The organism is Microbacterium sp. ARD31, assembly GCF_031844425.1.
This window is the reverse complement of sequence record NZ_JAUZVE010000001.1, coordinates 44,708-67,410: the sequence shown is the minus strand read 5'-3', so window position 1 is coordinate 67,410 and position 22,703 is coordinate 44,708. Positions and strand designations below refer to the sequence as shown.

20 protein-coding genes are annotated in these 22,703 nt (G+C 69.4%); 4 read left to right on the top strand and 16 right to left on the bottom strand.

The genetic code is table 11. The features are described 5' to 3' along the window. Positions 1 to 21: 21 nt before the first annotated feature. From Q9S36_RS00330 to Q9S36_RS00320, 3 genes are all read right to left on the bottom strand, one after another. Positions 22 to 567: a MerR family transcriptional regulator gene (locus Q9S36_RS00330; protein ID WP_064002360.1), complete on the bottom strand. Its 546-nt coding sequence runs from the start codon at positions 565 to 567 to the stop codon at positions 22 to 24. Between the two features lie 97 nt (positions 568 to 664). Further along, positions 665 to 1,297, bottom strand: a complete 633-nt coding sequence (locus Q9S36_RS00325; RefSeq protein ID WP_064002361.1) for a MerR family transcriptional regulator — start codon at positions 1,295 to 1,297, stop codon at positions 665 to 667. Between the two features lie 44 nt (positions 1,298 to 1,341). Next, positions 1,342 to 1,830, bottom strand: a complete 489-nt coding sequence (locus Q9S36_RS00320; RefSeq protein WP_253034336.1) for an FHA domain-containing protein — start codon at positions 1,828 to 1,830, stop codon at positions 1,342 to 1,344. A 139-nt stretch (positions 1,831 to 1,969) separates the two neighbouring features. Between Q9S36_RS00320 and Q9S36_RS00315 the strand changes: the two genes are divergently transcribed. Both Q9S36_RS00315 and lpdA read left to right on the top strand, forming a co-directional pair. Then, complete coding sequence (locus Q9S36_RS00315) at positions 1,970 to 2,545, top strand: copper resistance protein CopC (protein ID WP_311283513.1); 576 nt, start codon at positions 1,970 to 1,972, stop codon at positions 2,543 to 2,545. Positions 2,546 to 2,574: 29 nt separating this feature from the next. After that, on the top strand, positions 2,575 to 3,975 hold the full coding sequence (lpdA, locus tag Q9S36_RS00310) for a dihydrolipoyl dehydrogenase (protein ID WP_253034337.1): 1,401 nt from the start codon (positions 2,575 to 2,577) through the stop codon (positions 3,973 to 3,975). A gap of 113 nt (positions 3,976 to 4,088) precedes the next feature. On the opposite strand, the gene Q9S36_RS00305 is transcribed toward lpdA, so the two are convergent. From Q9S36_RS00305 to Q9S36_RS00270, 8 genes are all read right to left on the bottom strand, one after another. Then, a complete protein-coding gene (locus Q9S36_RS00305) occupies positions 4,089 to 4,718 on the bottom strand; it encodes a CYTH domain-containing protein (protein WP_311283512.1) in 630 nt (209 codons plus the stop codon). After that, entirely contained in the window at positions 4,708 to 4,950 is a 243-nt protein-coding gene (locus Q9S36_RS00300) for a response regulator (RefSeq protein WP_253034339.1), read from the bottom strand. The genes Q9S36_RS00305 and Q9S36_RS00300 overlap by 11 nt, the downstream gene beginning before the upstream one ends. A gap of 88 nt (positions 4,951 to 5,038) precedes the next feature. Then, positions 5,039 to 7,522: a glycogen/starch/alpha-glucan phosphorylase gene (locus tag Q9S36_RS00295; RefSeq protein WP_311283511.1), complete on the bottom strand. Its 2,484-nt coding sequence runs from the start codon at positions 7,520 to 7,522 to the stop codon at positions 5,039 to 5,041. Positions 7,523 to 7,610: 88 nt separating this feature from the next. Continuing rightward, complete coding sequence (locus Q9S36_RS00290) at positions 7,611 to 8,627, bottom strand: YihY/virulence factor BrkB family protein (protein WP_311283510.1); 1,017 nt, start codon at positions 8,625 to 8,627, stop codon at positions 7,611 to 7,613. Between the two features lie 82 nt (positions 8,628 to 8,709). Next, a complete protein-coding gene (locus Q9S36_RS00285; RefSeq protein ID WP_311283509.1) occupies positions 8,710 to 9,231 on the bottom strand; it encodes an A24 family peptidase in 522 nt (173 codons plus the stop codon). A gap of 3 nt (positions 9,232 to 9,234) precedes the next feature. Next, complete coding sequence (locus Q9S36_RS00280) at positions 9,235 to 9,531, bottom strand: DUF1905 domain-containing protein (RefSeq protein ID WP_311283508.1); 297 nt, start codon at positions 9,529 to 9,531, stop codon at positions 9,235 to 9,237. Between the two features lie 54 nt (positions 9,532 to 9,585). Continuing rightward, positions 9,586 to 10,572, bottom strand: a complete 987-nt coding sequence (locus Q9S36_RS00275; RefSeq protein ID WP_311283507.1) for an aldo/keto reductase — start codon at positions 10,570 to 10,572, stop codon at positions 9,586 to 9,588. A 10-nt stretch (positions 10,573 to 10,582) separates the two neighbouring features. After that, complete coding sequence (locus Q9S36_RS00270; protein WP_396653719.1) at positions 10,583 to 11,545, bottom strand: LysR family transcriptional regulator; 963 nt, start codon at positions 11,543 to 11,545, stop codon at positions 10,583 to 10,585. An 80-nt stretch (positions 11,546 to 11,625) separates the two neighbouring features. Here Q9S36_RS00270 and Q9S36_RS00265 point away from each other — a divergent pair, with 80 nt between their 5' ends. Next, positions 11,626 to 12,666, top strand: coding sequence for an aminotransferase class V-fold PLP-dependent enzyme (locus tag Q9S36_RS00265; RefSeq protein WP_311283505.1), 1,041 nt, complete (start codon positions 11,626 to 11,628; stop codon positions 12,664 to 12,666). Positions 12,667 to 12,672: 6 nt separating this feature from the next. On the opposite strand, the gene Q9S36_RS00260 is transcribed toward Q9S36_RS00265, so the two are convergent. Continuing rightward, on the bottom strand, positions 12,673 to 14,340 hold the full coding sequence (locus Q9S36_RS00260; RefSeq protein WP_311283504.1) for a sodium:proton antiporter: 1,668 nt from the start codon (positions 14,338 to 14,340) through the stop codon (positions 12,673 to 12,675). A gap of 119 nt (positions 14,341 to 14,459) precedes the next feature. Here Q9S36_RS00260 and Q9S36_RS00255 point away from each other — a divergent pair, with 119 nt between their 5' ends. Then, positions 14,460 to 15,482: an NADPH:quinone reductase gene (locus Q9S36_RS00255; RefSeq protein ID WP_311283503.1), complete on the top strand. Its 1,023-nt coding sequence runs from the start codon at positions 14,460 to 14,462 to the stop codon at positions 15,480 to 15,482. A gap of 30 nt (positions 15,483 to 15,512) precedes the next feature. On the opposite strand, the gene Q9S36_RS00250 is transcribed toward Q9S36_RS00255, so the two are convergent. The 4 genes from Q9S36_RS00250 to Q9S36_RS00235 all read right to left on the bottom strand — a co-directional run bounded on the left by Q9S36_RS00250 (position 15,513) and on the right by Q9S36_RS00235 (position 22,678). After that, positions 15,513 to 16,766 carry an MFS transporter gene (locus tag Q9S36_RS00250; RefSeq protein ID WP_311283502.1) on the bottom strand — a complete coding sequence of 418 codons (1,254 nt, stop codon included), beginning with the start codon at positions 16,764 to 16,766 and terminating at the stop codon, positions 15,513 to 15,515. 161 nt (positions 16,767 to 16,927) lie between these two features. Beyond that, positions 16,928 to 17,575 (bottom strand): TetR family transcriptional regulator, encoded by a 648-nt coding sequence (locus tag Q9S36_RS00245; protein WP_311283501.1) that lies wholly within the window; start codon positions 17,573 to 17,575, stop codon positions 16,928 to 16,930. 19 nt (positions 17,576 to 17,594) lie between these two features. Beyond that, a complete protein-coding gene (locus Q9S36_RS00240; RefSeq protein ID WP_311283500.1) occupies positions 17,595 to 19,781 on the bottom strand; it encodes a YhgE/Pip domain-containing protein in 2,187 nt (728 codons plus the stop codon). After that, complete coding sequence (locus tag Q9S36_RS00235) at positions 19,778 to 22,678, bottom strand: YhgE/Pip family protein (protein WP_311284432.1); 2,901 nt, start codon at positions 22,676 to 22,678, stop codon at positions 19,778 to 19,780. The genes Q9S36_RS00240 and Q9S36_RS00235 overlap by 4 nt, the downstream gene beginning before the upstream one ends. Between the last annotated feature and the right edge of the window lie 25 nt (positions 22,679 to 22,703).

The window sequence follows — 22,703 nt, the reverse complement described above, 5'->3', positions numbered from 1 at the left end:
CGTGCGGGAATGCGGCGTGCGTCAGGCGGAGCGCGCGGCCCGACGAGCAGCCAGCTCGTCGACCTGTTCCGGCTGCTGGGCCTCGAAGTCGACCAGGGTGGTCTCGACCTCGCGGAGGACCTTGCCGACGGCGATGCCGAAGACGCCCTGCCCGCGGCTGACGAGGTCGATGACCTCGTCGTTGGAGGTGCAGAGGTACACCGACGCACCGTCGCTCATGAGAGTCGTCCCCGCAAGATCGCGGATACCCGCCGCGCGCAGCTGATCGACGGCGATGCGGATCTGCTGGAGCGAGATCCCCGTGTCGAGGAGCCGCTTCACGAGCTTCAGAACGAGGATGTCGCGGAACCCGTAGAGCCGCTGCGATCCCGAACCGCTCGCGCCGCGGACCGTGGGCTCGACGAGCTCGGTACGGGCCCAGTAGTCGAGCTGCCGGTAGGTGATGCCGGCAGCCCGTGCCGCCTGGGCTCCGCGGTAACCGACTTCGTCGTCCATCTCGGGGAGGCCGTCGGTGAACAGGAGTTCGGTCGAGAACTTCTGCTCGCCCAGCGCATCGTGCGCGGTCATCGGGGCCTCCTGCGGGTGATCGGTGATTCCACGCTAGAGGACCGAGGTGCCTCCGGCAACGACATCCGACTCGCCGCGTCCGGCGTGTCGCGGACGGTCACGGGGTCAGACGATCGAGCGCTGCGGCGACGAACACCTGTCGGATCTCTTCAAGTCGACGGGCCAGTTCGGGCGCGATCTCGTTGGCCTTCGCTCGGGAACCGGCATCCGCGCGGCGCAGCAGCGGGGCGATGGCGCTCTCGATGAGCGACACCTCGCGCTCGGCGCTCTGCCGGATGGTGCGGATGTGGCGGGGCTGGATCCCGTGCGCGTCGAGCGCGACGAGGGAACGGAGCACGCCGAGCGCACGCTCGTCGAACGAGTCGGAGGGCGCGATGAGACCGGCGGACACCGCTTCGTTCAGCAGCGTCGCCGAGGCGCCGGCGGTGCTGAGGAGCTCGTCACGACGGTAGCGACGCGAGGTCTGGACGATGGATGCCGGCGGGACGGGCGCCACGTCGTCGCCGTGTTCCTCGAGGTACTCGCGGATCCGCGCCAACGGGATGCCGAAATCACGCTGCATGCTGAGGGCCGTGCGCAGCCGCTCCACGTCGGCGGCGGAGAACTTGCGGTACCCGGACTCGGTGCGGACGGGCGTGACGATCCCCTGCACCTCGAGGAAGCGGAGCTTGCTCGCGGTGAGGGCGGGGAACTCCGGGCTCAAACGGGCGAGGACCTGGCCGATGCTCAAGGACCCCGAGGACGCAGCTCGTCCCCGGGTGGCGGCGGCCGGGCTCACGCGCCGATCGCCCGCTCTGCCGGAGCGACGAAGAAGTTGAGGCGGAACTTGCCGACGCGCACCTCGGCCCCGTCGGTGAGGGTCGCGCGGTCGACACGCTCGCCGTTGACGTAGGTGCCGTTGAGCGAGCGCTGGTCGATCAACTCGAACGTGGCGCCCGTGCGGGTGATTTCCGCGTGACGCCGGGAGACGGTCACATCGTCGAAGAAGATGTCGGCCTCGGGGTGGCGGCCCACGGTCGTCACGTCGGTGTCGAGCAGGTACCGCGCGCCCGCCGTCGGCCCAGACCGGACGATGAGGAGCGCGGCACGCGCCGGGAGGGCGTTGATCGCCTCGACCTCGGCGGCCGTCAACTCGGTGCCGAAGGGCACGAAGGAGAGGTCCGAGTCGTGCCCGAACGTCTGCGTCGAATCCACAAGACGCGGGTGCGCCGACGTCTCGGCACCCCGATGGATGTCGCCGCCCGGTCGCTGATTCTCGTCCACGATGTCCTCCTTCTCCCACAGTAACCGATCGCTCCCGCTCACGGTGGCCGGGTCCACGCCGAGGCGACATGGTAGCGGGCCCGTGGCGCAGACGACAGGGCCGGGGAGCGGCGGCATGCGTTCGATTAGCGTCGCCACCATGTCGACGTCCACGAACCCCCGCATGCGCCGTCGCGGTGGCGCGATCGCCGCCGCAGCGGTCGCCGCCGCGCTGCTGCTCGCTCCCGCCTCCCCCGCCGCGGCCCACGACGAGTTGCTCAGCTCCGATCCGGCCGCCGACGCCGTCCTCGGAACCACCCCGGAGGAGATCTCGCTGACGTTCAGTGCGACGCCCTCGACGGAGTCGGGTGCGACGGTCGTGGCGGTCTACGACGAATCGTGCCGTTCGCTGGCCGCCGGGGATCCCGAGGTCGCGGACAACGTCGTCACCCAGGCGGTCGACGGACCGGTCGAGGGGGCGGTCCTCGTCCAGTGGCGGATCGTCTCGAGCGACGGGCATCCTCTCTCGGATCAGTTCACGTTCTCGGTGGGTGAGGACGGGAAGGTCGCGGCGGTCGAGGAGTGCGGCGAATCGGCCGGCGAGCAGGCGGAAGGGTCGTCGGAAGGGTTCAACGCGGTCCCCTACGCGGTGGGCGGAGGCATCATCTTCCTCGCCGTCGGCGTCGTGATCGCGGTCGCGATCGTCCGCGGTCGACGGGGCGAGACGAAGGAGTGAGGCCACCGGCAGCGGACTAGGCTGGACGCATGCCTCACTACGACGTCGTCATCCTCGGTGCCGGCCCCGGCGGCTATGTCGCGGCCGTCCGCTCCGCACAGCTCGGACTGTCCACCGCCATCATCGAAGAGAAGTACTGGGGCGGTGTCTGCCTCAACGTCGGGTGCATCCCCTCCAAGGCGCTCCTGAAGAACGCGGACCTCGCGCACACCTTCACCCACAAGGCCGACCTCTTCGGCATCAGCGGTGACGTGAACTTCGACTTCGGCACCGCATGGGACCGCAGCCGCAAGGTCGCCGAGACCCACGTCAAGGGCATCCACTTCCTCATGAAGAAGAACAAGGTGACCGAGTACCAGGGTCGCGGCTCGTTCATCGACGCGAAGTCCATCGAGGTCACGAAGGAGGACGGCTCGAAGGAGACCGTCACGGCCGACAACGTGATCATCTCGACCGGCTCGACCGTGCGTCTGCTGCCGGGTGTCACCCTCAGCGAGAACGTCGTCACCTACGAGGAGCAGATCCTCACGCGCGACCTGCCGAACTCGATCGTCATCGTCGGTGCCGGCGCGATCGGCATGGAGTTCGCCTTCGTGATGAGCAACTACGGCGTCAAGGTCACGATCATCGAGTTCCTCGACCGCGCTCTCCCCAACGAGGACGTCGAGGTCTCGAAGGAGATCCAGCGGCAGTACAAGAAGTACGGCATCGAGATCCTCACCTCGACCAAGGTCGAGTCCGTCGTCGACTCGGGCGACAAGGTCACCGTGTCGTACTCCGCGAACTCCGACGGCGCGAAGGGCCAGATCGAGGCGGACAAGGTCCTCATGTCGATCGGATTCGCCCCGCGTGTCGAGGGCTTCGGGCTCGAGAACACCGGTGTCAAGCTCACCGACCGCGGTGCCATCGAGATCGACGACTACATGCGCACGAACGTCGACGGCGTCTACGCCATCGGCGACGTGACCGCCAAGCTGCAGCTCGCGCACGTCGCCGAGGCGCAGGGCGTCGTCGCCGCCGAGACGATCGGCAAGGCGGAGACGCAGACGCTCGGGGACTACCGCAACATGCCGCGTGCGACGTTCTGCTCGCCGCAGGTGGCCTCGTTCGGCCTCACGGAGCAGCAGGCGCGCGACGCCGGCTACGACGTCAAGGTCGCGAAGTTCCCCTTCTCGGCCAACGGCAAGGCCAACGGCCTGGGCGAGCCGGTCGGGTTCGTGAAGCTGATCGCGGATGCCGAGCACCTCGAACTGCTCGGTGGCCACCTCATCGGCCCCGACGTGTCGGAGCTCCTGCCCGAGTTGACGCTCGCGCAGAAGTGGGACCTCACCGCCCTCGAGGCCGCGCGGAACGTGCACACGCACCCGACGCTGTCCGAGGGCCTGCAGGAGGCCTTCCACGGCCTCGCCGGCCACATGATCAACCTCTGATCAGACAGGGAAGACCTATCGGAACGCATGGGTCTTCAGTAACCTGACCATCACGACTGACGCCGCCCCGAACGAAGCCGGGGGCGGCGTCAGTGCGTTGCGGCCTGCGCGAGTCAGAGACCGAGGGCGCGTTCGAGCTTGGAGCCCGACCCCGACACCTCTCCCCCGACGGCGCGGACGAGCTCGTCCGCCGCGGCGAAGAGCGCGTCGCGGGCCGCGGCATCCGTCGGCGCGGCCGGACCGAGCTCGAGCTCCCACTCGCGCCAGGACGTCTCGACACCCCGGCGGACGTCGGTGGCGGTGACCCTGTCGTCGACGAACTCCGCGAGGAGATTCCCCTCCGCATCGAGGAGCGCATACGCGGTGCGGGCGTTGCGGATGCGCGCGAGCGGCGCGAACGGGGGCGATGCGACAGGGGCGAGGACATCCTCGATCGCCGCGGGCACCACGATGGCATCGGAGCCCGCGGCATCCAGCGGCCAGCGCGACTCCGCCTTGCCTTCCGGCGTCACGCGCTTGATGTGCCAGCCTTCGTCCGGTCCGCCGCTCCGACGACGCAGCGCGACCCGCGCGCGCCCGAGCGCGCCGTCCGCGGTGTCGAGGTAGTGCGCGTCGAGGTCGCGCGGCTCCGGCGGGCCGACGGCGGCGACGCCGGGAAGCCTGGCCCAATCGGGCAATGGCGTCCCGGCGTCGACGTCGTAGGTGCGCTCGATCTCGAGCGAGTGCTCCGGCTCAGTCGTCAAGGGTCGAACGGTCGTCACGCTCGTCGGCGGACGGGTCGATGTCGTCCTGCGCGGCGACGAAACGGAAGTCGGCGGACGTCGGTCCGTCGCCCTCCCCGGTGTTCTCGTCGGCGCCCGCGCGCTCGTAGGTGATCTGCGTCTCGCTGTAGGGCAGGATCAGTCGATCCGTGTCCTCCTCGAGCGGGATGACCTGGCCGTCGAGCGGGCCGCCGTGAAGTCGTGCGATTGCCATGATGTACCTCCGACACCGACTTTAGCCCGGCACCCCACCGGCACCGCCGCGCCTTGTCAGCCCGCCGACGCGGTGATATCCGCGGAGGTCAGACGAGCGGCGGCGTGTGCCAGATGCGGTCGATGTAATCGCGCATGGACCGGTCGGACGAGAAGAACCCGCATCGCGCGACGTTGAGGATCGCGGCTCGGGTCCAGGCATCCCGATCCGCGTACAGTTCGTCGACCCGCTTCTGCGCCGCGACGTAGTCGGTGTAGTCCGCGAGGGCCATGAACGGGTCGTGGTGGATCAGGTTGGACACGACCGGTTCGAACACCGACGCATCGCCGCCCGAGAACGCCCCCGAGGAGATGAGGTCGAGCGCCCGCGACAGGTTCTCGTCGGCGCGGACGAAGTCGATCGGGTGGTAGCCGCGCGTCTGCAGGTCGGCGACCTCCGGCTCGGACATCCCGAACAGGAAGAAGTTCTCGTCACCGACGAGCTCGCGGATCTCGACGTTCGCGCCGTCGTCCGTCCCGATCGTGAGTGCGCCGTTGAGGGCGAACTTCATGTTGCCGGTGCCCGACGCCTCCTTGCCGGCCAGCGAGATCTGCTCGGAGAGGTCGGCCGCGGGGACGACCCGCTCGGCGAGGGTGACGTTGTAGTTGGGCGGGAACAGGACCGCGAGGCGCCCCTCGACCCGCGGGTCGGAGTTGACGACGCTGCCGACGGCGTTGATGAGGTGGATGATGCGCTTGGCCATCGCGTAGCCGGGAGCGGCCTTGGCGCCGAACACGAAGGTGCGGGGGGTGACCTGGTCGGGTGTGACGCGGCCCGAGGCGATGGCGTCGTACTCCGTGATGATGTGGAGGAGCTTGAGCGTCTGGCGCTTGTACTCGTGCAGGCGCTTCACCATGACGTCGAGCAGATGGTCGTCGGCCACGGCGAACCCGTCGCGGTCGGCGAGGGTGCGGGCGAGCACGCGCTTGTTGGACGCCTTCACCGCGCGGAACGCGGCGTGGAAGGCGGTGTCGTCGGCGTAGTCCTCGAGCTCGCGCAGCCGGTCGAGGTCGGTGAGCCAGCCCGGTCCGATCGTGTCGGTGATGAGGCGCGACAGTCCGGGGTTGGCGAGACGGATGAACCGGCGCGGCGTGACCCCGTTCGTGACGTTCGTGAACTTGCCGGGGAAGAACTCGTCGAAGTCCGGCAGCACCTTCTCGCGCAGCAGCTGCGAGTGCAGCTCGGCGACGCCGTTGACCTTGGACCCGGCGACCGTGGCGAGGTACGCCATCCGCACGGAGCCGTCGGGCGAGATGATCGACATCCGCCGGACGCGGTCCTCGTCATCGCCGAAGCGCTCGCGCACCTCTTCGAGGAACTCGTCGTTGATCCGGTAGATGATCTCGAGGTGCCGCGGCAGCAGGCGCCCCAGCAGGTCGGCCGGCCACACCTCGAGCGCCTCGGGCAGCAGGGTGTGGCACGTGTAGGCGAAGCACTGCCGGGTGATCTGCCAAGCGGCATCCCATTCGAGCTTCTTCTCGTCGACGAGGACGCGCATCAACTCGGGGACACCGATGACGGGGTGGGTGTCGTTGAGCTGGAAGACGACCCGATCGGGCAGCTTCGCGAGGTCGAAGTCGCTCGGCAGGATGAGGTTCACGAAATCGCTGATGGATGCCGCGACGAAGAAGTACTGCTGCTGCAGGCGCAGCTCCTTGCCCTGCGGGGTGGAGTCCTCGGGGTAGAGCACCTTCGAGATGTTCTCGGCGTAGGTCTGCGCGCGCACGGCCTCCTGATAGTCGCCCGCGTTGAAGACGCGCAGGTCGAAACCCTGGGTGGCCTGTGCGCTCCACAGGCGCAGCGTGTTGACGCGGCCGTTGTGGTAGCCCGGGACCATGTAGTTGTACGGCACGGCGAGGACGTTCCACGACGGCACCCAACGCGTGCGCGTGACGCCCTCGTCGTCGTACTGCTCGGTGTGGCCGCCGAACGAGATGGTCTGCGCGGCTTCGGGGTGGGGGAACTCCCACGGCGAGCCGAGCGCGAGCCACGAGTCGGCCTGCTCGACCTGCTGTCCGTCGACGAAGGTCTGACGGAAGATGCCGTACTCGTACCGGATGCCGTAACCGATGCTCGGCACGCCGAGCGTCGCGAGCGAGTCGATGAAGCAGGCCGCGAGGCGGCCGAGACCGCCATTGCCGAGTCCCGGCTCGACCTCGAGCGCGCGGACGTCCTCCAGGTCGAGACCGCATGCGACGAGGGCCTCGGCCGCGATGTCGGTGAGGCCCGTCGCGAGCAGGTTGTTGTCGAGCTGCCGACCGAGCAGGTATTCCGCCGAGAGGTAGGCGACGCCCTTGGCCTGGGTCGACCGCTGCCGACGCACGTCCTCGAGCCACCGCGCCATGAGGTAGTCGCGCACGGTGGCGGCGAGCGCGAAGTAGCGATCGTTGGCCGTCGAGGTCGACAGGGCCACGCCGCGGCCGTTGTTGAGATTGCGCAGGTACTGCGTCACGAACCCGTCGACGGTGGGCTCGGGCGACTGCACGGGCGCGAGGGCGATCGGGTGGGTCGGCTGAAGTCGCGGGTTCTTCACGGTACGAAGGTACACACCCGGACTGTGCGCATCGAGTGGATGCGCCAGAGTTCACACAGCGGTGACGACGCGGTGACGAAGGAGCCCGTCAGTCCGCGGAACGCTCGGCCGCCAGCGCTTCGCGCGCGGCCTGCAGCTCGTCGGCCGCCGCCTTCACCTGATCCTCGGCGGTCTGGACGCGGCGCTCGATCAGCGTCGTCGCGCCGTGCACGCGACGGACGCGGTCCTCGCTCTCGAGCGTGGCCGCCACGATGTACGCCGAGGCGATGAGGATGACCTGGCACGACAGGTTGATCCACAGCAGCAGCGCGATGAGCGAGGCGAAGGTGGCGAGCAGCGGGTTGGAGCCGGCGCCCCCGACGAACAGGCTCGACAGCTGCTGCAGCACGGTCAGTCCGAAACCGCCCAGCAGAGCCCCGGTCCAGAGCGCCCGCGCGGGCGCGCGCACACCCGAGAGCGTGCGGAACAGGAGCGCGACGACCGCCGTGTCGAGGACGAAGGTGACGAGGATGCCGACCGCGGCACTCAGGCCGACCGTCACCGGGCTGTCGGCGGAGACGCCCAGGACGTCGGCGACCAGACCGACGCCCGCGGTGCCGAGGACGGTCGCGGCCGCTGCGGCGGCCAGCCCGACCCCGATGGCGACGGCCAGGACGAGATTGCGGCCGAGGACGATGATGAACAGGGTGTCGTCGTGGACCTTGTCGGCGATCACCCGCAGCGAGGTGCGCAGCGACCCGATCGCACCGATCGCCGCGAGGACGAGACCCACGAGGGAGAACACGCCGGTGAGCGAGAACGCGATCGGTTGACCGAGGTCCTTCGTGTCGATGACGCCGCCCTCGCCCACGAGACCGGGGATCACGCCGTCGACCGCGTCGATGAGACTCTGCCAGGCCTGCGGGTTGCCCGACAGCCAGAGCGCTGCGACGGAGAAGCCGAGCAGGACTCCGGCGAACACGCTGAAGAGCGTGCGATAGGTCACGCTGTCGGCCAGGAGGGGACCGCGCCGCTCGCTGTAGCGGAGGTAAGCCCGCACGATCCGCCATGACAGCGCGCGGGCGATCAGGCGCGGGACGAGCGGGGTCTTCGTGCGATCGGCCATGTTCTCACGGTAGCGAGGCGGACGCACCGGCCCCGCTCCCCTTGCATCGTCGAGGCGGATCTGGCACGCACCGCCCGCGACGTCACAGGCCGAGACGGTCCGCCACGTCGGCGCCGAGGAGGATGCCGGTCCAGGCGCCCAGCAGCATCCACGGTCCGAAGGCGACGGCGGTGCGCCGGGAGGCGCGTCGGGTCGCGAGCAGCAGCGCGCCGTACACGCCGCCGAAGACGAACCCGGCCACGGCCCCGACGGCGAGCGCGTACCACCCCGCCCACCCGAGCGCCATACCGAGGACGCCGGCGAGTTTCACGTCTCCCCCGCCCATCCCGCCCCCTGCCGCGCGCAGCACGAGGTAGAAGACGAACAGCGCGGCGCCTCCGACGGCGGCGCGCAGGAGGGACGACCACGGGGCTCCGGCGAGGCACGCAACGAGCAGCAGCCCGCCGAGCACGGGGTAGCCGGGGAGCACCCACGCGTTGGGCAGCCGGTGCGTGCGGACGTCGATGACCGCGAGGACGACCGTGGCGACGGCCAGCCAGGCGTAGGCGAGGACGACCGCGACGATCGCGACCGGGTCCGAGAGTGCGGCCCAGGGCACGGACACGGCTCAGCCGTCCTGGACGTCGAGACGGACGGAGACCGTGTCGCCCTCGGAGATCCCCTCGCGCTCGCGGACCGAGCGCTTGAGCGGCAGGACGTACCCCCCGCGCGCCGCGTCGGGGAAGATCGAGGTCCGCCAGGACGACGACCCGACCGTCACCCCCACGGGGATGGATCCGAATCCCCGCCCGGGTCGCGGTACCTCGCGGATGTCCGCACTCACCTCCGCCGGGAGGGGGATGAAGTACCAGTCGTCCCTCCGCGACTCCCAGCGGAACAGCACCCCGGAGGCCTCGACGATCATGCCCTCACGGTAGCGATGTCGCACGCACGGCGGCGCGCGGCATCCCCACCCCGATCACCACTGCGGGTGGATGTCCGCGCGGAGCCGGCGGTCGTACACGTCGACGACGGCGGCCGCGAACGTGTCGAGGACGGCGGGGTCGATCGCGCCGGCGTCGGCGTTGCTCTGCGCCTGCGCCGTCGTGCGCGCGCCCGGGATGACGGAGGTGACGCCTGGACGGGACGCGATCCAGGCGAGGGATGCCGCCGGCAGTGACACGCCGTCGGGCAGCGCCGCGCTGAGCTCATCCACCGCGACGAGCCCCGTCTCGAAGTCGACGCCCGAGAACGTCTCACCGCGGTCGAACGCCTCGCCGTGCCGGTTGAAGGTGCGGTGGTCGTTCGCCGCGAACGAGGTCGACGCGCTGTAACGCCCGCTGAGGAGGCCCGAGGCGAGCGGCACCCGGGCGAAGATCGCCACGCCGGCGGCCTCGGCGGCCGGCAGCACCTCGTCGAGCGGCTTCAGCCGGAACGGGTTGAAGATGATCTGCACGTTGGTCACCCCGGGCCGCGAGATCGCGGAGAGGGCCTGCGCGCAGGTCTCGACCGAGACGCCGTACGCGGCGATCGCACCGCTGTCGACGAGGGCGTCGAGGGCGTCGTAGGTCTCGTCGGCGTCGATCACCGCCGACGGCGGGCAGTGCAGCTGCACGAGATCGAGCGTGTCGACGCCGAGGTTGCGCCGTGACCGGTCGGTCCACGCGCGGAAGTTCTCGGGGGTGTAGTTCTCGGGTTCCTGCGCGAGGCGCCGCCCCATCTTGGTCGCCACGGTCACGCCGTGGCCCGGGTGCGACGCCAGGAAGCGGCCGATGAGGGTCTCGCTGCGACCGTCGCCGTAGACGTCGGCGGTGTCGAACAGGGTGACGCCGGCCTCGACGGAGACGGCGAGGACGTCGAGCGCATCGGCTTCGGAGACGTCCCCCCAGTCGGCACCGAGTTGCCATGTGCCGAGGCCGATGGCGGAGACGGAACGGCCGGTGGAGGCGAGAGGTCGCTGCTGCATGGGGCTCACCCTACTTCGCCGCGGGGACCTCCGGGCCGGGTGCCGTCATGTCGCCGACCGCGGCGGCGAGGTGCGACAGCACGGTCGCGACCGCCGGCACCCCGGCGGCCCCGCGGGCCGAGACCGCGTGCAGGTCGCGCCGGTCCCCCGACGCCAGCGGGCGGGTGATCACGCCGGCGACGAGGGGGAAGGACGCCACCGCGAGCCGCGGCAGCGTCGCGACGCCCACACCCTGCGCGACCAGCTGTTCGACGGCGGCGACGTTGTCGGTCTCGAAACGGATGCGGGGCGCGAATCCCGCGCGTTCGCAGGAGTCCAGCAGGTGGCTGCGGCACCGCGGGCATCCCGCGATCCAATCGTCGTCGGCGAGCGCCCTGAGGTCGACGACCTCCTCGGTGCTGCGGGCGTGCCCGTCGGGCAGCACGAGGAGGAGGTCTTCGGCGCCGATGCGGCGGGCGTCGAGCCCCCGGATGCTGTCGCCGTGCGCGTCGGTGCCGTCGCCCGGGTGGCTGAAGGTCAACGCGACGTCGGCCCGGTCGGCGCGGACGGCGGCGACCGCCTCGGGCGGTTCCGCCTCGACGTACGTCAGCGAGAGACCCGGGTCGGATGCGGCGAGCCGGCGCATGAGGCGCGGGAGGATCGTCGGCGAAGCGGAGGGGAACCCGACGAGCCGCACCGTGCCGATCCGGCCGCCGCCGAGGTCGGCGAGCTCACCGGCCACCGCGCCGAGCGCCGTCGTGATCGACGTGGCGTGGCGGGCGAGGATGCGCCCGGCCTCGGTGAGCCGCATCCGCCGTCCCACCCGTTCCACGACCGCCATCCCCAACCGCGTCTCGAGGCGGCGGATCTGCTGGCTCACGGCGGGCTGGCTGTACCCGAGTGCGGTCGCGGCGGCCGTCACGGACCCCGTGTCCCCCACCGCCTTGACGATGCGGAGCTCGGCGACGGAGAGGTCGGGGACGGGTTGCGGCATCCAGACATATAACGCCATGTCATGCAGTCGATGCAATACCTGCCATGGTGCACTCGATCGCGGATCGCGACGATGGAGTCATGGCCCTCTCCCCCGCCGACGTCCGCGACGCGTTCCCCGACGCGCGAGGATACGTCGCGGCCTGCACCGCCGGCATCCCACCCCTCGCCAGCCGCGACGCGGTGCGCGCCGACCTCGACGCGTGGCCCGACCCGATCCGGTACGCCGCGAGCGCCGAGCGGTGCCGCGCATCTTTCGCGCGACTGGTCGGGGTGGACCCCGCCGCCGTAGCGCTCGGCGCGCAGACCTCGGCGATGGTGAGCCTCCTCGCGGCCTCGCTGCCCGACGGTGCCGTCGTCCTGTGCCCCGAGGGCGAGTTCTCGTCGCTCGTCCTCCCGTTCGTCCACGCCGGTCGGGGCATCACCGTGCGGACGGCGCCGCTCGATGCGCTCGCCGACGCGGTCGACGCGGCGACGACCCTCGTGGCCTTCTCGATCGTGCAGTCCGCGACGGGTGCCGTCGCCGACGCCGACGCGATCGTCGCGGCGGCGCGGCGCCACCGTGCGCGCACGCTCTGCGACGCGACGCAGGCCGTCGGGTGGATGCCGGTGGCCGCCGGGGCCTTCGATGCGCTGGTCTGCCACGCCTACAAGTGGCTGTGCGCGCCCCGCGGCGTCGCGTTCCTCGCGCTCCGCGAGGACTTCGCCGCGACGATCGGTCCGCGCCAGGCGGGCTGGTACGCGGGCGCGGACCCGTGGGCGTCGTGCTACGGCACGGACGCGACCCTGGCGGCATCCGCTCGACGGTTCGACGTCTCGCCCGCGTGGCAGGCGTTCACGGGGGCCGAGCCGGCACTCGCCCTCTTCGCAGGAGCGGACCCGCGGGCGCTGAGCGACGAGGTCACGGGCCTCGCGGCCGCGCTGCGGGAGCGGCTCGACCTGCCGGCTCCGGCGCGGGCGACGCCGATCGTGACCTGGCGGGACGAGAGCGGTGCGGACATCGGCCGGCTGCGCGCCGCGGGGATCGTCGCGTCGAGCCGCGCCGGCAACGCGCGCGTCGCGCTGCATGTCTTCAACGACGAGCGCGACGTCGAGGACATCGCCCGCGCGCTGGATCGCTGACGGACCTCACTCGCGGCCGGTGCGCAACTCGATCGCGATCTGGGCGGCGTCGATCACCGCGAGTTCGTGCGCGAGCACGTCCGCATCGAAGGTGCCGGTGTCGCGCGCGTCGAGCAGCGCGCGGCGCTGGACGTCGATCTCGGCGAGGCGGTAGTCGCTCTCGACCTGGAACGCCCGGGCACGGTCGAGGTCGGCCGAGCGGTCCGGAGCGGGGACGTCGGCCGCGCGCTCGCGGAGGAGCTCGAGGATGTGCCGCCGCTCCTCCTTCTCGCGCTCGCGCGACTCGTCGGCCGAACCAGCGGGGGTGAGCGCGTCGACGAGCGGCGCGACCGAGGCGCCCTGCCCGACGAGGGAGACGACGGCGACGGCGAAGGCGATGAGGACGAGCACGGAGCGCAGCGGGGTGTCCTCGGGGAGCGTCTGCGCCGCAGCGAGCGTGATGGCGCCCCGCATCCCCGCCCAGACGACGAGGGTGCCCTCGCGCCATCCGAGCGGCGCCTTCTGGAAGTAGCGGATGTCGGCGAGTCCGCGCGTCACGCGCGGACCGAAGCGGCGCACGGTTCCCCGCGAGACGCGCCGGCCGCGGCGGGCGAACGCATCGACGAGCTGCGCCTCGCCCTCCTCGGTCTCGAGGCGCTGCGCGATCGTCTCGAGGCGGGGCTGGAGGCGGCGGACGCGACGCGCGCTCATCGACAGCAGCGCGAGCAACGGTGCCACGTACGCGGCCCGCACGATCACCGTCAGGAGCCACGCGCCGGCCGCGATGAGGAGAGCGGGCGCGATGCCCTCGTGCGCCTCCTCGACGTCGGTGAGGATCGAGGTCAGCTGCAGACCCATGAAGAGGAACACGAACCCCTCGAGGATCAGCTCGACCGTGCGCCAGTTCTGCGCGTCGGACAGCCGATTGCGCGCCGAGAAGACGCGCGGACCGCCCACTCCGGTGATGATGCCGGCGACGACGGCGGCGACGAGGCCCGAGGCGCCGAGGAGTTCCGCCGGGACGGCCGCGAGGAACGGCACGGTGAACGAGAGGACCGTGTTGACGGTCGGGTCGGTCGCGCGCTTGCGCACCGTCAGGTTGAGCCAGCCGAGCACCGCACCGATCAGGACCGCGACGACGACGGCGTAGGCGAAGGTGCCGACGGCACCCCAGAAGGAGAAGGATGCGGCGGCCGCGGCGACCGCGGTGCGCAGCAGCACGAGCGCCGTCGCGTCGTTGAGCAGGCTCTCTCCCTCGAGGATCGCGACGACCCGCTTGGACACGGGCGTGCGTTTGATGATCGAGGTCGCGACGGCGTCGGTGGGGCTCACAATGGCGCCGAGGGCGACTCCCCACGCGAAACCGAGATCGGGGATCGCGATCATGAAGAAGAGGCCCAGGGCGAGGGCGGTGCCGATGACGAGGAAGACCGACAGCCCGGCGATGGCGCCGAACTCACGTCGGAAGTGCATCGCCGGCATCGAGACCGCTGCCGAGTACAGCAGCGGGGGCAGGATGCCGAGCAGGATCCACTCCGGGTCGAGGACGAAGTCGTCGAACATCGGGAGGAAGCTGCCGCCGACGCCCACGGCGACCATCAGGATCGGCGCGGCGATACCCGCCCACCGGCCGATCACCGTCGTCGACGCGACGACCAGGAGCGCGACCACCAGGCCGAGAAGAGTCTCGATCACAGGGAAAGCCTGTCAGAGGACCTCAGGCGACGGCGATCAGTACGCCGTGGGTCCGCCGACACCGCGTCAGCGGGATGCGGTGTCGGAATGCGCGGGGGTCACGAGGGGTTGCGCCCGGTATGAAGGCGATCGTCTACAGCTCCCCGGGCGCATCCGACGTCCTGTCCCTCGTCGACCGCGAGGTCGCGGATCCCGGTCCCGGTGAGGTGCGGGTCCGCGTCGCGGTCTCGGGGGTGAACCCGACCGACTGGAAGTCCCGCTCCGGCGGCACCCAGCGAGCCTCCTTCGCCGAGACCGTCCCGAACCAGGACGGCGCCGGCGTCGTCGACGCCCTCGGCGAGGGAGTAGACGACCTCGCGGTCGGCGACCGCGTGTGGGTGCACCTCGCGCAGCACCAGCGCCCCACGGGCACCGCGCAGGAGTACACGGTCGTCCCGGCATCCCGCGCCGTCCGCCTTCCGGAGGGCATCGACTTCGCCACCGCGGCCAGTCTCGGCGTGCCGGCCGTGACCGCGCACCGCGCGTTGACGGTGCACGAGGACGGACCCGCTCGGCTGTCGCCCGGCGCGCTCGCCGGACGCACCGTTCTCGTGCAGGGCGGCGCCGGCGCCGTCGCCCACGCCGCGATCCAGCTCGCCCGCTGGGCGGGTGCGACCGTCCTCACCACGGTGAGCTCCGATGCGAAGGCGCAGCTCGCGCGCGCGGCCGGCGCGCATCACGTCATCGACTACACGCGGGAGGACGTGGCGGCGCGGGTGCGGGACATCGCCCCCGAGGGCGTCGACCAGATCGTCGAGGTGTCGCTGGCGACCAACGCCGCTCTCGACGCCGAGATCGCCGCCGGGCACGCCGTCATCGCGTTCTACGCCGACGACAACGGCGACACGTTCAGCATGCCGATCCGGCCCACCTTCGCGAAAAACATCCGGGTCCAGGGCGTCCTGCTCTACACGGTCGGCGAACCCGCGCTCGATGCCGCCGTCGCCGACATCACGCGCGCCCTCGAGGACGGCGCCCTGCCCGTCGGCGAGGAGGCGGGCCTGCCGCTGACGTGGTTCCCGCTGGCGGAGACCGCAGCCGCCCACGACGCGGTCGAAGCCGCGACCGTGGGCAAGGTCCTGATCCGCGTCGCCGACCTGTGATCGACCGGATGCCGCGGGTCGCCCAGCGCCTCAGCCCGCGGCATCCGTCCCGTCATCGACACGCGCCGCAGCGATGTGGCTGATGGGGCGCCAGACGAGCACCAGGGTCACCGCCGCACCCGCGAAGGCGAACCACCACGGCGCCGTCAGCCCCCAGAACTGGGCGATCACCCCGCCGATCGCCTGACCGATGACGAGCCCGCCGAAGACGCCCACAATGTTGACCGACGCGATCCGGCCCTGGAGCTCGTGCGGGACGAGTCGTTGGCGGACCGTCGTGGAGATCGTCCCCCAGACGAAGGCGTACGCGCCGAAGGCGATCATGATGACGAAGGCGACGGCGCCCGACGTCGTCAGGGCGAAGGCGAGGTGCATCGCGACCTCGGCGCTGAGACAGACGCGCATGAGGGTCGCGAACGAGAACCGGCGCTCGAGCCAGCCGAAGCTGACGGTGGACAGCAGGCCCCCGATGGCCGACGCGGTCGTGAGCGCACCGTATCCGACCGGCCCCATCTGAAGATGCTCGGTCGCGTACAGCACGAGCACGCCCCAAGGGGCTGCCCACGTGATGTTGAACGTGAGGATGATGATGACGAGGGTGCGCACCGGAGGGTTCCGCCACAGCCACCGGATCCCCTCGACGATGTCGGTGTGGACGGCGGTGCGCCCTCCGTCGCTCTCACGGGCGGGGACTCGGGTGCGGGCGATGCGCGAGATGAGCACGACGGCGAGCGCAACGCAGATCGCCTGCACGGCGAACGGCCAGAACGAGCCGAGCGCGAAGAAGAAGGCGCCCAGCGGCGGTCCGCCGAACTGGTTCGCGACCAGGAAGCCGGCCTGGAGCCGTGCGTTGCCGATGCCCAGATCCTTCTTCTTGACCATCATCGGCAGGAGCGTGCTGCTCGTGGTGTCGACGAACACCTCGGCGCACCCGTAGACGAAGGCCACCGCGAGCACGATCCAGATGCTCGCCATGCCCGTGATCAAGAACGCACACAGCGCCACGAGGACGAGAGCCCGGACGCCGTTGGCGCACATGATCAGCACGCGACGGTCGACCCGGTCGGCGATCGCTCCCGCGTGGAGGCCGAAGAGCAGCCACGGAAGGAACTGCATGACGGCGCCGGATGCCACGAGCACCGGCGAATCCGTCATCGAGGCGATCAGCAGAGGGGATGCCGCGAGCGCGATCCCATCGCCGATGTTGCTCGTCCACGACGACGCCAGGAGCCAGCGGAAGTCACGTCCCAGGCGCCGGGGCGCGACCCACTCTCCGATTTCCACCGAAAGAGCTTACGTGGGGCGACGCGCGGCGGATGATGCGACATCTCCTCGATGGAGCGGACCGATCCGATGACCATGGCAGAGTCATCGCGCGCTTGACACTTCTCGAAGCCGTCGGCTGTCCGGCTCGCCTTCCCAACGATCACGTCGGTCGGTTCCGATCACGCTTGGGCCACGATGTCGGGGTTCGACTCGATGAGCTCGGCCTGCTCGGTCCACGACAGGCCCACGATGCTGAGCACGACTCGCGCGATGGCTGACGGACCACTCTCCGCGTCCAGGCGAGTCTGGCGCAGAGTGGCTCGGGCTGTCTCTTCGATGAGCATGGCGAGGACTTCGGGCGAGACGTCTCTTCGGAAGGCCCCCGCTGCCGTGCCGGTATCTGTGAGCTCGCGGATACGTCGTCGAAGGGGCGCGAGCGAACGGACTGTCTCTGCGACATGGGCTTCACTAAGGGCGATATTGGCGGCGGCGCGCACTGCTGAAGCTTCGCGCCAAAGGCGCACGGCGAGGCGGGCCAGAGCGACGCGCGGGTCGGTGTCGTCGATGACGTCGGCGATCGCATTGAACCGCTCAGCGCCGAGCGCGATGACCTCTTTCAGCAGGGTCTCCCGGTCGGGGAAGTGGCCGTAGAGAGCCCGTCGCGACAGGCCGGCTGCTTGCGCGATGGTGTCGAGGGATGCCTGTGGATTCTCTGCGAGCACGGCCTGCGCAGCGTGCAGAAGTGCGTTGTGGTTGGTTGTGGCGTCACTTCTGCGCTCGCGGGTAGGAACCGAGTCCGGCCGGGCGGGAGACTCTTGCGTGGACATGATCACCTCTCGCGGACACTCACATGAGCTTGGTTGATTCAAGCGCCTCCGACATGCCCCGGTTGTATGCGATCAGGGGCCGCCGCAGCACCAGGCCGAGCAGCAAGGCCGGGACGATGAAGAGGGCGAGGAGGAGAAGCGAGATCCAGAAGTCCGCCGCGTAGACGCCGGCAATCGCCGACCGCATGGCCTGGATCGCATAGGTGGCTGGCAAGAACGGGCTGATGCTCTGGAACCAATCCGGCAGCAGCTGGAGAGGGTACGCGCCGCCGGATCCGGAGATCTGGATGACGAGGAGGAGCACGCACAGCGCCTTTCCAGCATTGCCGAACGTGACGACCGCGGTGTAGACGATGAGGGTGAAGACGAGGGAAGTCAGCCATCCGGCGAGGACCATGAGCAGTGGGTGTGCTGGCTCGATGCGGACGAACAGGATGAGCCCGAGGGTGAGGAGTGTGCTCTGGGCGAGGCCGACGAGTCCGAAGATGCCATATCGTCCGAGGTACTTCTGGGTCGTCGTGAGTGCTGGGGCGCCAGGAAGCGTGTTGTGGTTGACGTCGACCCGGATGGTGACTGTCATCAGCAACGCTCCGACCCAGAGCGCGAGGATGGTGTAGAGGGGCGCCATAGCAGCGCCGAAGCCGGCGACGGGGAATACCGCCGTGCGGTCGACCCGGACGGGTTCTGCCAGTGAGGCGGCGAGAACGCCGGGGTCGCCTCCGATGATGTCGCGGAGCTCGCTGAGATCACCGGTGTCAGCTGCGGTTCCGAGCGCCCGATCGAGGTCGCCGAATCGGTCGGCCAGTTCGTCCAGTGAGGTGGATATCCCGCTGGCGACGGTCTTGCCGCGATCGATGGCCGTCAGCACGGAGTCCGCTGAACCGGACAAGCTGGCGGATACGCCGGCGAGGTCACTACGCACGACTGAGACGTCCGAGTCGAGGCGCGAGAGCGTCGACGACAGGAGATCCAGTTGCGGCTTCAGATCGTCGGTGTACGCGCTCTGCGCTTTCTGTACAGCAGTCTTCGCTTCGGCGATCGCGACGAGGATCTCCTGGTGGGAGTCCTGAGCGGAAGCGTTGTCCCCCTGAACGTCCGTTGCAGCTTCCGCGAGGCGATCGTGGACGGCCTGCTGTCGGGCGATCGCGTCATCGAGAACGGCGATGACGGTGTCGAGGGCGCCTTCCGCGGCTGCGGGGAGCGTGGGCCGGACCTCAGTGTCGAGGGTGTCGCGGATGGTGTTGTATCGGTCGATCTGATCTTGGACTCGTGCCGCGATGTCGGTGAGCACCGTCACGCGGTCGCCATTGAGACGATCGATGTCCGCGTAGAGGTCGTCGATGCGATCGCCCACCGCGTTGTAGCTCTTGGTGGTCGCAGACAGTGCGTCGGAGACTCCCCCCGTGGCGTTACGCAGGGCGGAGGCGACGGAGTCGACCGCATCGCGCCCGCTGCCGGCAGCGCCGGCGGCGTCGTTGAACACACCTCCTGCGGCGTCGACGAGTTGGGAGGCGCTGTTCACCAGGGGGATGCTGGAGTCGAAGAGGGCGGAGAACATGTCGGCGGTCTGCGCACCGGCACGCAGTTGCGTCGACAGACCGGACACACGCGCCTGGAGCCGGGCGAGCGCAGCCTGGGTGTCGTCGTCGGTGAGGTAGTCGGAGAGGGAGGAGAGCAGCCCGAGCGCGATCTCGCTGAGGGTTTGGGTGAACGTCTCGGAGATCTGCGCAGACACGCCGTCGGCGCCCTGGCCGGTGATCTTCGGAGCGAGGGCGTTCTTCTTCTCGTTGGTATAGAGCGCGATGTCGGTGTGCTCCGCACCGTCGACGTAGAAGGTCATCATGTCGCTACTGAAGGACGGCGGAAGCACGATCGCGGCGTAGTAGGCACCCGACTTGGTGCCGTCGATTGCGTCGTCTTCCGTCGTGACGACCCAGTCGAGGTCATCGTTGGCGCGCAGCGCGGACAAGACCTGTTCGCCGACGTCGATCCGGAGGGGAACCAGATCGCTTTCGTAGCCGGTGTCGGTGCTGGCGACGGCGACCTTCAAGTTCCTGGTGTTCGCGAAAGGATCCCAGCTGGCGATCACGTTGAACCAGGTGAACAGTGACGGGATGACGACGAGGCCGAAGATGACGATGCACGCCATCACATTCCGTGTCGCGTGACGCACGTCTCGCGCGACCAGCCGCAGGATGACCCTCACGACTGCTCCCCCTTCCCCGCAGCGCGGTCGTCCTCCTGCTGAGCTACGCCTTCGCTCTCCTCCGCTTCGGCGGGCTCGACCCGGCTCGCCGCCTTCTTCGTCGTCTCGGGCGTGTCGACGTCCCGCTGGGCGGAGTCGTCAGCCTCGAGCGACGCGTCGGCTTCGGGCGCATCCTGGAACCACTTCGCCACGACATCATCCGCGTCGTCACTGATGTGCTCATCCGCATCACCAGTGGCAGCGACGTCAGCGGAGTGACTCTCGTCGAGAGAATCACCGGAGCTGAGGTCCTGCGCGAGCAAATGCTGTGCGCCGGGAACGGACTGGCGTGCCGTGCGCGACTCCGTGGAGGCGACGGCGGCGTGCGCATCCGCGCCCCCGGCGAGGACCGCCTGACGCAGGTCGGCGTCATCAAGCCCGGCGATCTCTCCGGCTTGCGCGAAGCTCCATCTGATGTACTCGATGGCGACAAGGAATCCGATGATCAGAAGGCACCAGAGGGTTCCGATACCCAGCAGCAGCGCCTTGGCGTCCGCGAATGTCAGAGCTACCGCGGAGACCAGTGCAAGTCCCGCCAGTCCGACGATCAGCGTCGCCCGCAGCAGCACGGGGTAACGGTGAGTGAACGGGTGCGCTCGGCGGGTGAGCTCGACCCGGTATGCACGGCGATTCGAGAGCGCGCGGATGATCTCTCTCAGCCGGTAGCCCGAACCGGCGACCTGGACGTTCTCACCGATCAGCAGGTCGGTCGCGGCCACCTCGCGGTTGAACAGAATGTGGAAGCTGGCGAGCCTGCCCCGCAGGACCAGTCCGAAGAGGAATGCGATGGCGACGAAGACGGCGAGTGTCCCGAGGAACCGCCAGTAGTGGCCGCCGTAGAACCCCGCGATCGTCTCCCGCATTGCGTCGATGCCGTAAGAGAACGGCAGCAGCGGATAGATCGCGCGGAAGAAGTCGGGCATCAGCTCGATCGGGTACAACCCCGACGCGCCCGGGATCTGCATGACTACGAGCAGAATGCACAGACCTCTCCCGACGTGCCCGAAACCGACACAGAGCGCGTAGATGATGCTCACGTACGCCAAGGCGATCAGCACAGCGGTCCCCACGAAGGCGACGGCGCTCACGGTCTGCACGCCGATGATGAGGTTGCCGATCGACACCACCAGCGCCTGCCCGACGGCGAGCAGCGCGAACAGGCCGAAGCGTCCCAGGTAGGCCTCTCGGACCGTGACTCCCTCGACGCCTTCCGTATCGACCTCGATCTTGAAGATCACCATCAGCACGAACGCGCCGATCCAGAGGGACAGGTTCGTGAACAACGCCGCCATCGCAGACCCGTAGGAGGACACCGGGAACATCGTCTGCTCCTCGACAGCGACCGGCGATGCGATGAAACGGGCGATGTCGTCCGGGTTCAGTCCGGTGATCGTGCCGAGAGCACCCCACTCCGCCGCGGCGGCGACCGCTTCGATATCGGTACGAGCCGCCTGCAGATTCGACTCGATGCTCGTGATGTCGGCATCGAAACTGTCGAGCGCCGTCGAGGTGGATGCCAGCTGCGAATCCGCGCTGCGCAGCACATCCCCGACCTGAGTGAGGACCTGTCTCTGCGAGGCAACCGCGGCCGAAAATTCTCCCGCACTCGAGGACAGCCGCGCCATCGCACTGTTCAGCGCCGGAAGGTTCTCGGTCAGCACCGTCCGCAGATCAGATGCCGCAGTCTGTGTACCCTGGGCCGCCTCGTCGAGGGCATCCGAAGCCGCCTGCAGCCCCTCGACGGCGTCTGAAGTGCCGGTGCTCAACTGCGACAGGTCCGCGACGAGTTGCTGATCTGCAGCGTTCCGCTCCTGCAGTGCCTCGATCACCCCGGACAGACGCTGCGCCGTGTCAGGATCCAGGTCGGCGTCATCGAGCAAAGCCTGCACCTGTGCGATCGCGGCCTCGTTCGCCTCGAGGACGGTCTCGACGTCGCCGATCGCCGTGTCCACCCGTTGCCGTGCAGAAGTCAGAGCTTCCGTCACCTGACTGACCGAGGAGTTCGCGGAGGCAGAGGCCTCCGCGAACAGCGACGTGCCTGTGAGGTACGCGGCCGTCGCGGCATCGGCGAACTCGATCACCTGGTCCTGTGCTTCGGCGATGATCGACTGTGCTTCCCCGGCGGCCTTCTGAACGTCCGCCAGCGTCGAATCGACATCCGTGAGCGTGTCGCGGGCATCGGACAGCGTCACTCGGGAAGCGGCGATCCGATTCTGGAGGTCAGTGATGCTGTCCCGCGCCGATGCCAGCGACTGCGAAGTGCTGTCGAAGGCGTTCAGCGCGTTGTCTTTCGCCGTCAGCAACTGCGACTCTGCGTCGTCCCCCGCGTCCCGCACCGCGTCTGTCGCGGCCTCGGCGACTTGTTCGGTGAAGGCAGCCGTGATCTGCCGATCGAGCTGGGACGCGCCGACGTCAGTGATCTTCGGCGCGATCGCGCTGGCCTTCTCGTTGACGTAGTACTGCAGCGCCGGCTGGGTGAACTCTCCGCTGGTGATGCTGAGGAGATCCTCACTGAAGTCTGCAGGGATGACGATGGCCGCGTACACGTCGCCGCGCTTGACCTCCTCCATGGCCTCCTGCTCGCCCATGAAGACCCAGCCGAGCTGATCATTCTCCTCAAGCTGCTTGCGGACCTGATCACCCACGTTCAGCGAGCCGGTGAGGTCCGAGGATGCACCCTCATCGAGATTGGCCACCGCGACGTCGATGTTCTCGGTGTTCGCGTACGGGTCCCAGAACGCGTTGATGTTGAACCACGCGTACAACGCCGGAGTGATCAGCACGCCGATCACGATGATCCATGTCTTCCGGACACGGATCAGTCGGGTGACGTCCCTCCTGAAAATCCGCCAGCTCATCCGCACCTCGCAAGCATACGCAATT

Excerpts from the sequence above, each read along its gene's own strand:
- Q9S36_RS00290 (WP_311283510.1), bottom strand. The coding sequence starts at position 8,627 with ATGGCCGATCGCACGAAGACCCCGCTCGTCCCGCGCCTGATCGCCCGC.
- Q9S36_RS00275 (WP_311283507.1), bottom strand. The coding sequence starts at position 10,572 with ATGCAGCAGCGACCTCTCGCCTCCACCGGCCGTTCCGTCTCCGCCATC.
- Q9S36_RS00235 (WP_311284432.1), bottom strand. The coding sequence starts at position 22,678 with ATGAGCTGGCGGATTTTCAGGAGGGACGTCACCCGACTGATCCGTGTC.
- Q9S36_RS00315 (WP_311283513.1), top strand. The coding sequence starts at position 1,970 with ATGTCGACGTCCACGAACCCCCGCATGCGCCGTCGCGGTGGCGCGATC.
- lpdA (WP_253034337.1), top strand. The coding sequence starts at position 2,575 with ATGCCTCACTACGACGTCGTCATCCTCGGTGCCGGCCCCGGCGGCTAT.
- Q9S36_RS00270 (WP_396653719.1), bottom strand. The coding sequence starts at position 11,545 with ATGCCGCAACCCGTCCCCGACCTCTCCGTCGCCGAGCTCCGCATCGTC.
- Q9S36_RS00280 (WP_311283508.1), bottom strand. The coding sequence starts at position 9,531 with ATGATCGTCGAGGCCTCCGGGGTGCTGTTCCGCTGGGAGTCGCGGAGG.
- Q9S36_RS00245 (WP_311283501.1), bottom strand. The coding sequence starts at position 17,575 with ATGTCCACGCAAGAGTCTCCCGCCCGGCCGGACTCGGTTCCTACCCGC.
- Q9S36_RS00300 (WP_253034339.1), bottom strand. The coding sequence starts at position 4,950 with ATGGCAATCGCACGACTTCACGGCGGCCCGCTCGACGGCCAGGTCATC.
- Q9S36_RS00255 (WP_311283503.1), top strand. The coding sequence starts at position 14,460 with ATGAAGGCGATCGTCTACAGCTCCCCGGGCGCATCCGACGTCCTGTCC.
- Q9S36_RS00265 (WP_311283505.1), top strand. The coding sequence starts at position 11,626 with ATGGCCCTCTCCCCCGCCGACGTCCGCGACGCGTTCCCCGACGCGCGA.
- Q9S36_RS00330 (WP_064002360.1), bottom strand. The coding sequence starts at position 567 with ATGACCGCGCACGATGCGCTGGGCGAGCAGAAGTTCTCGACCGAACTC.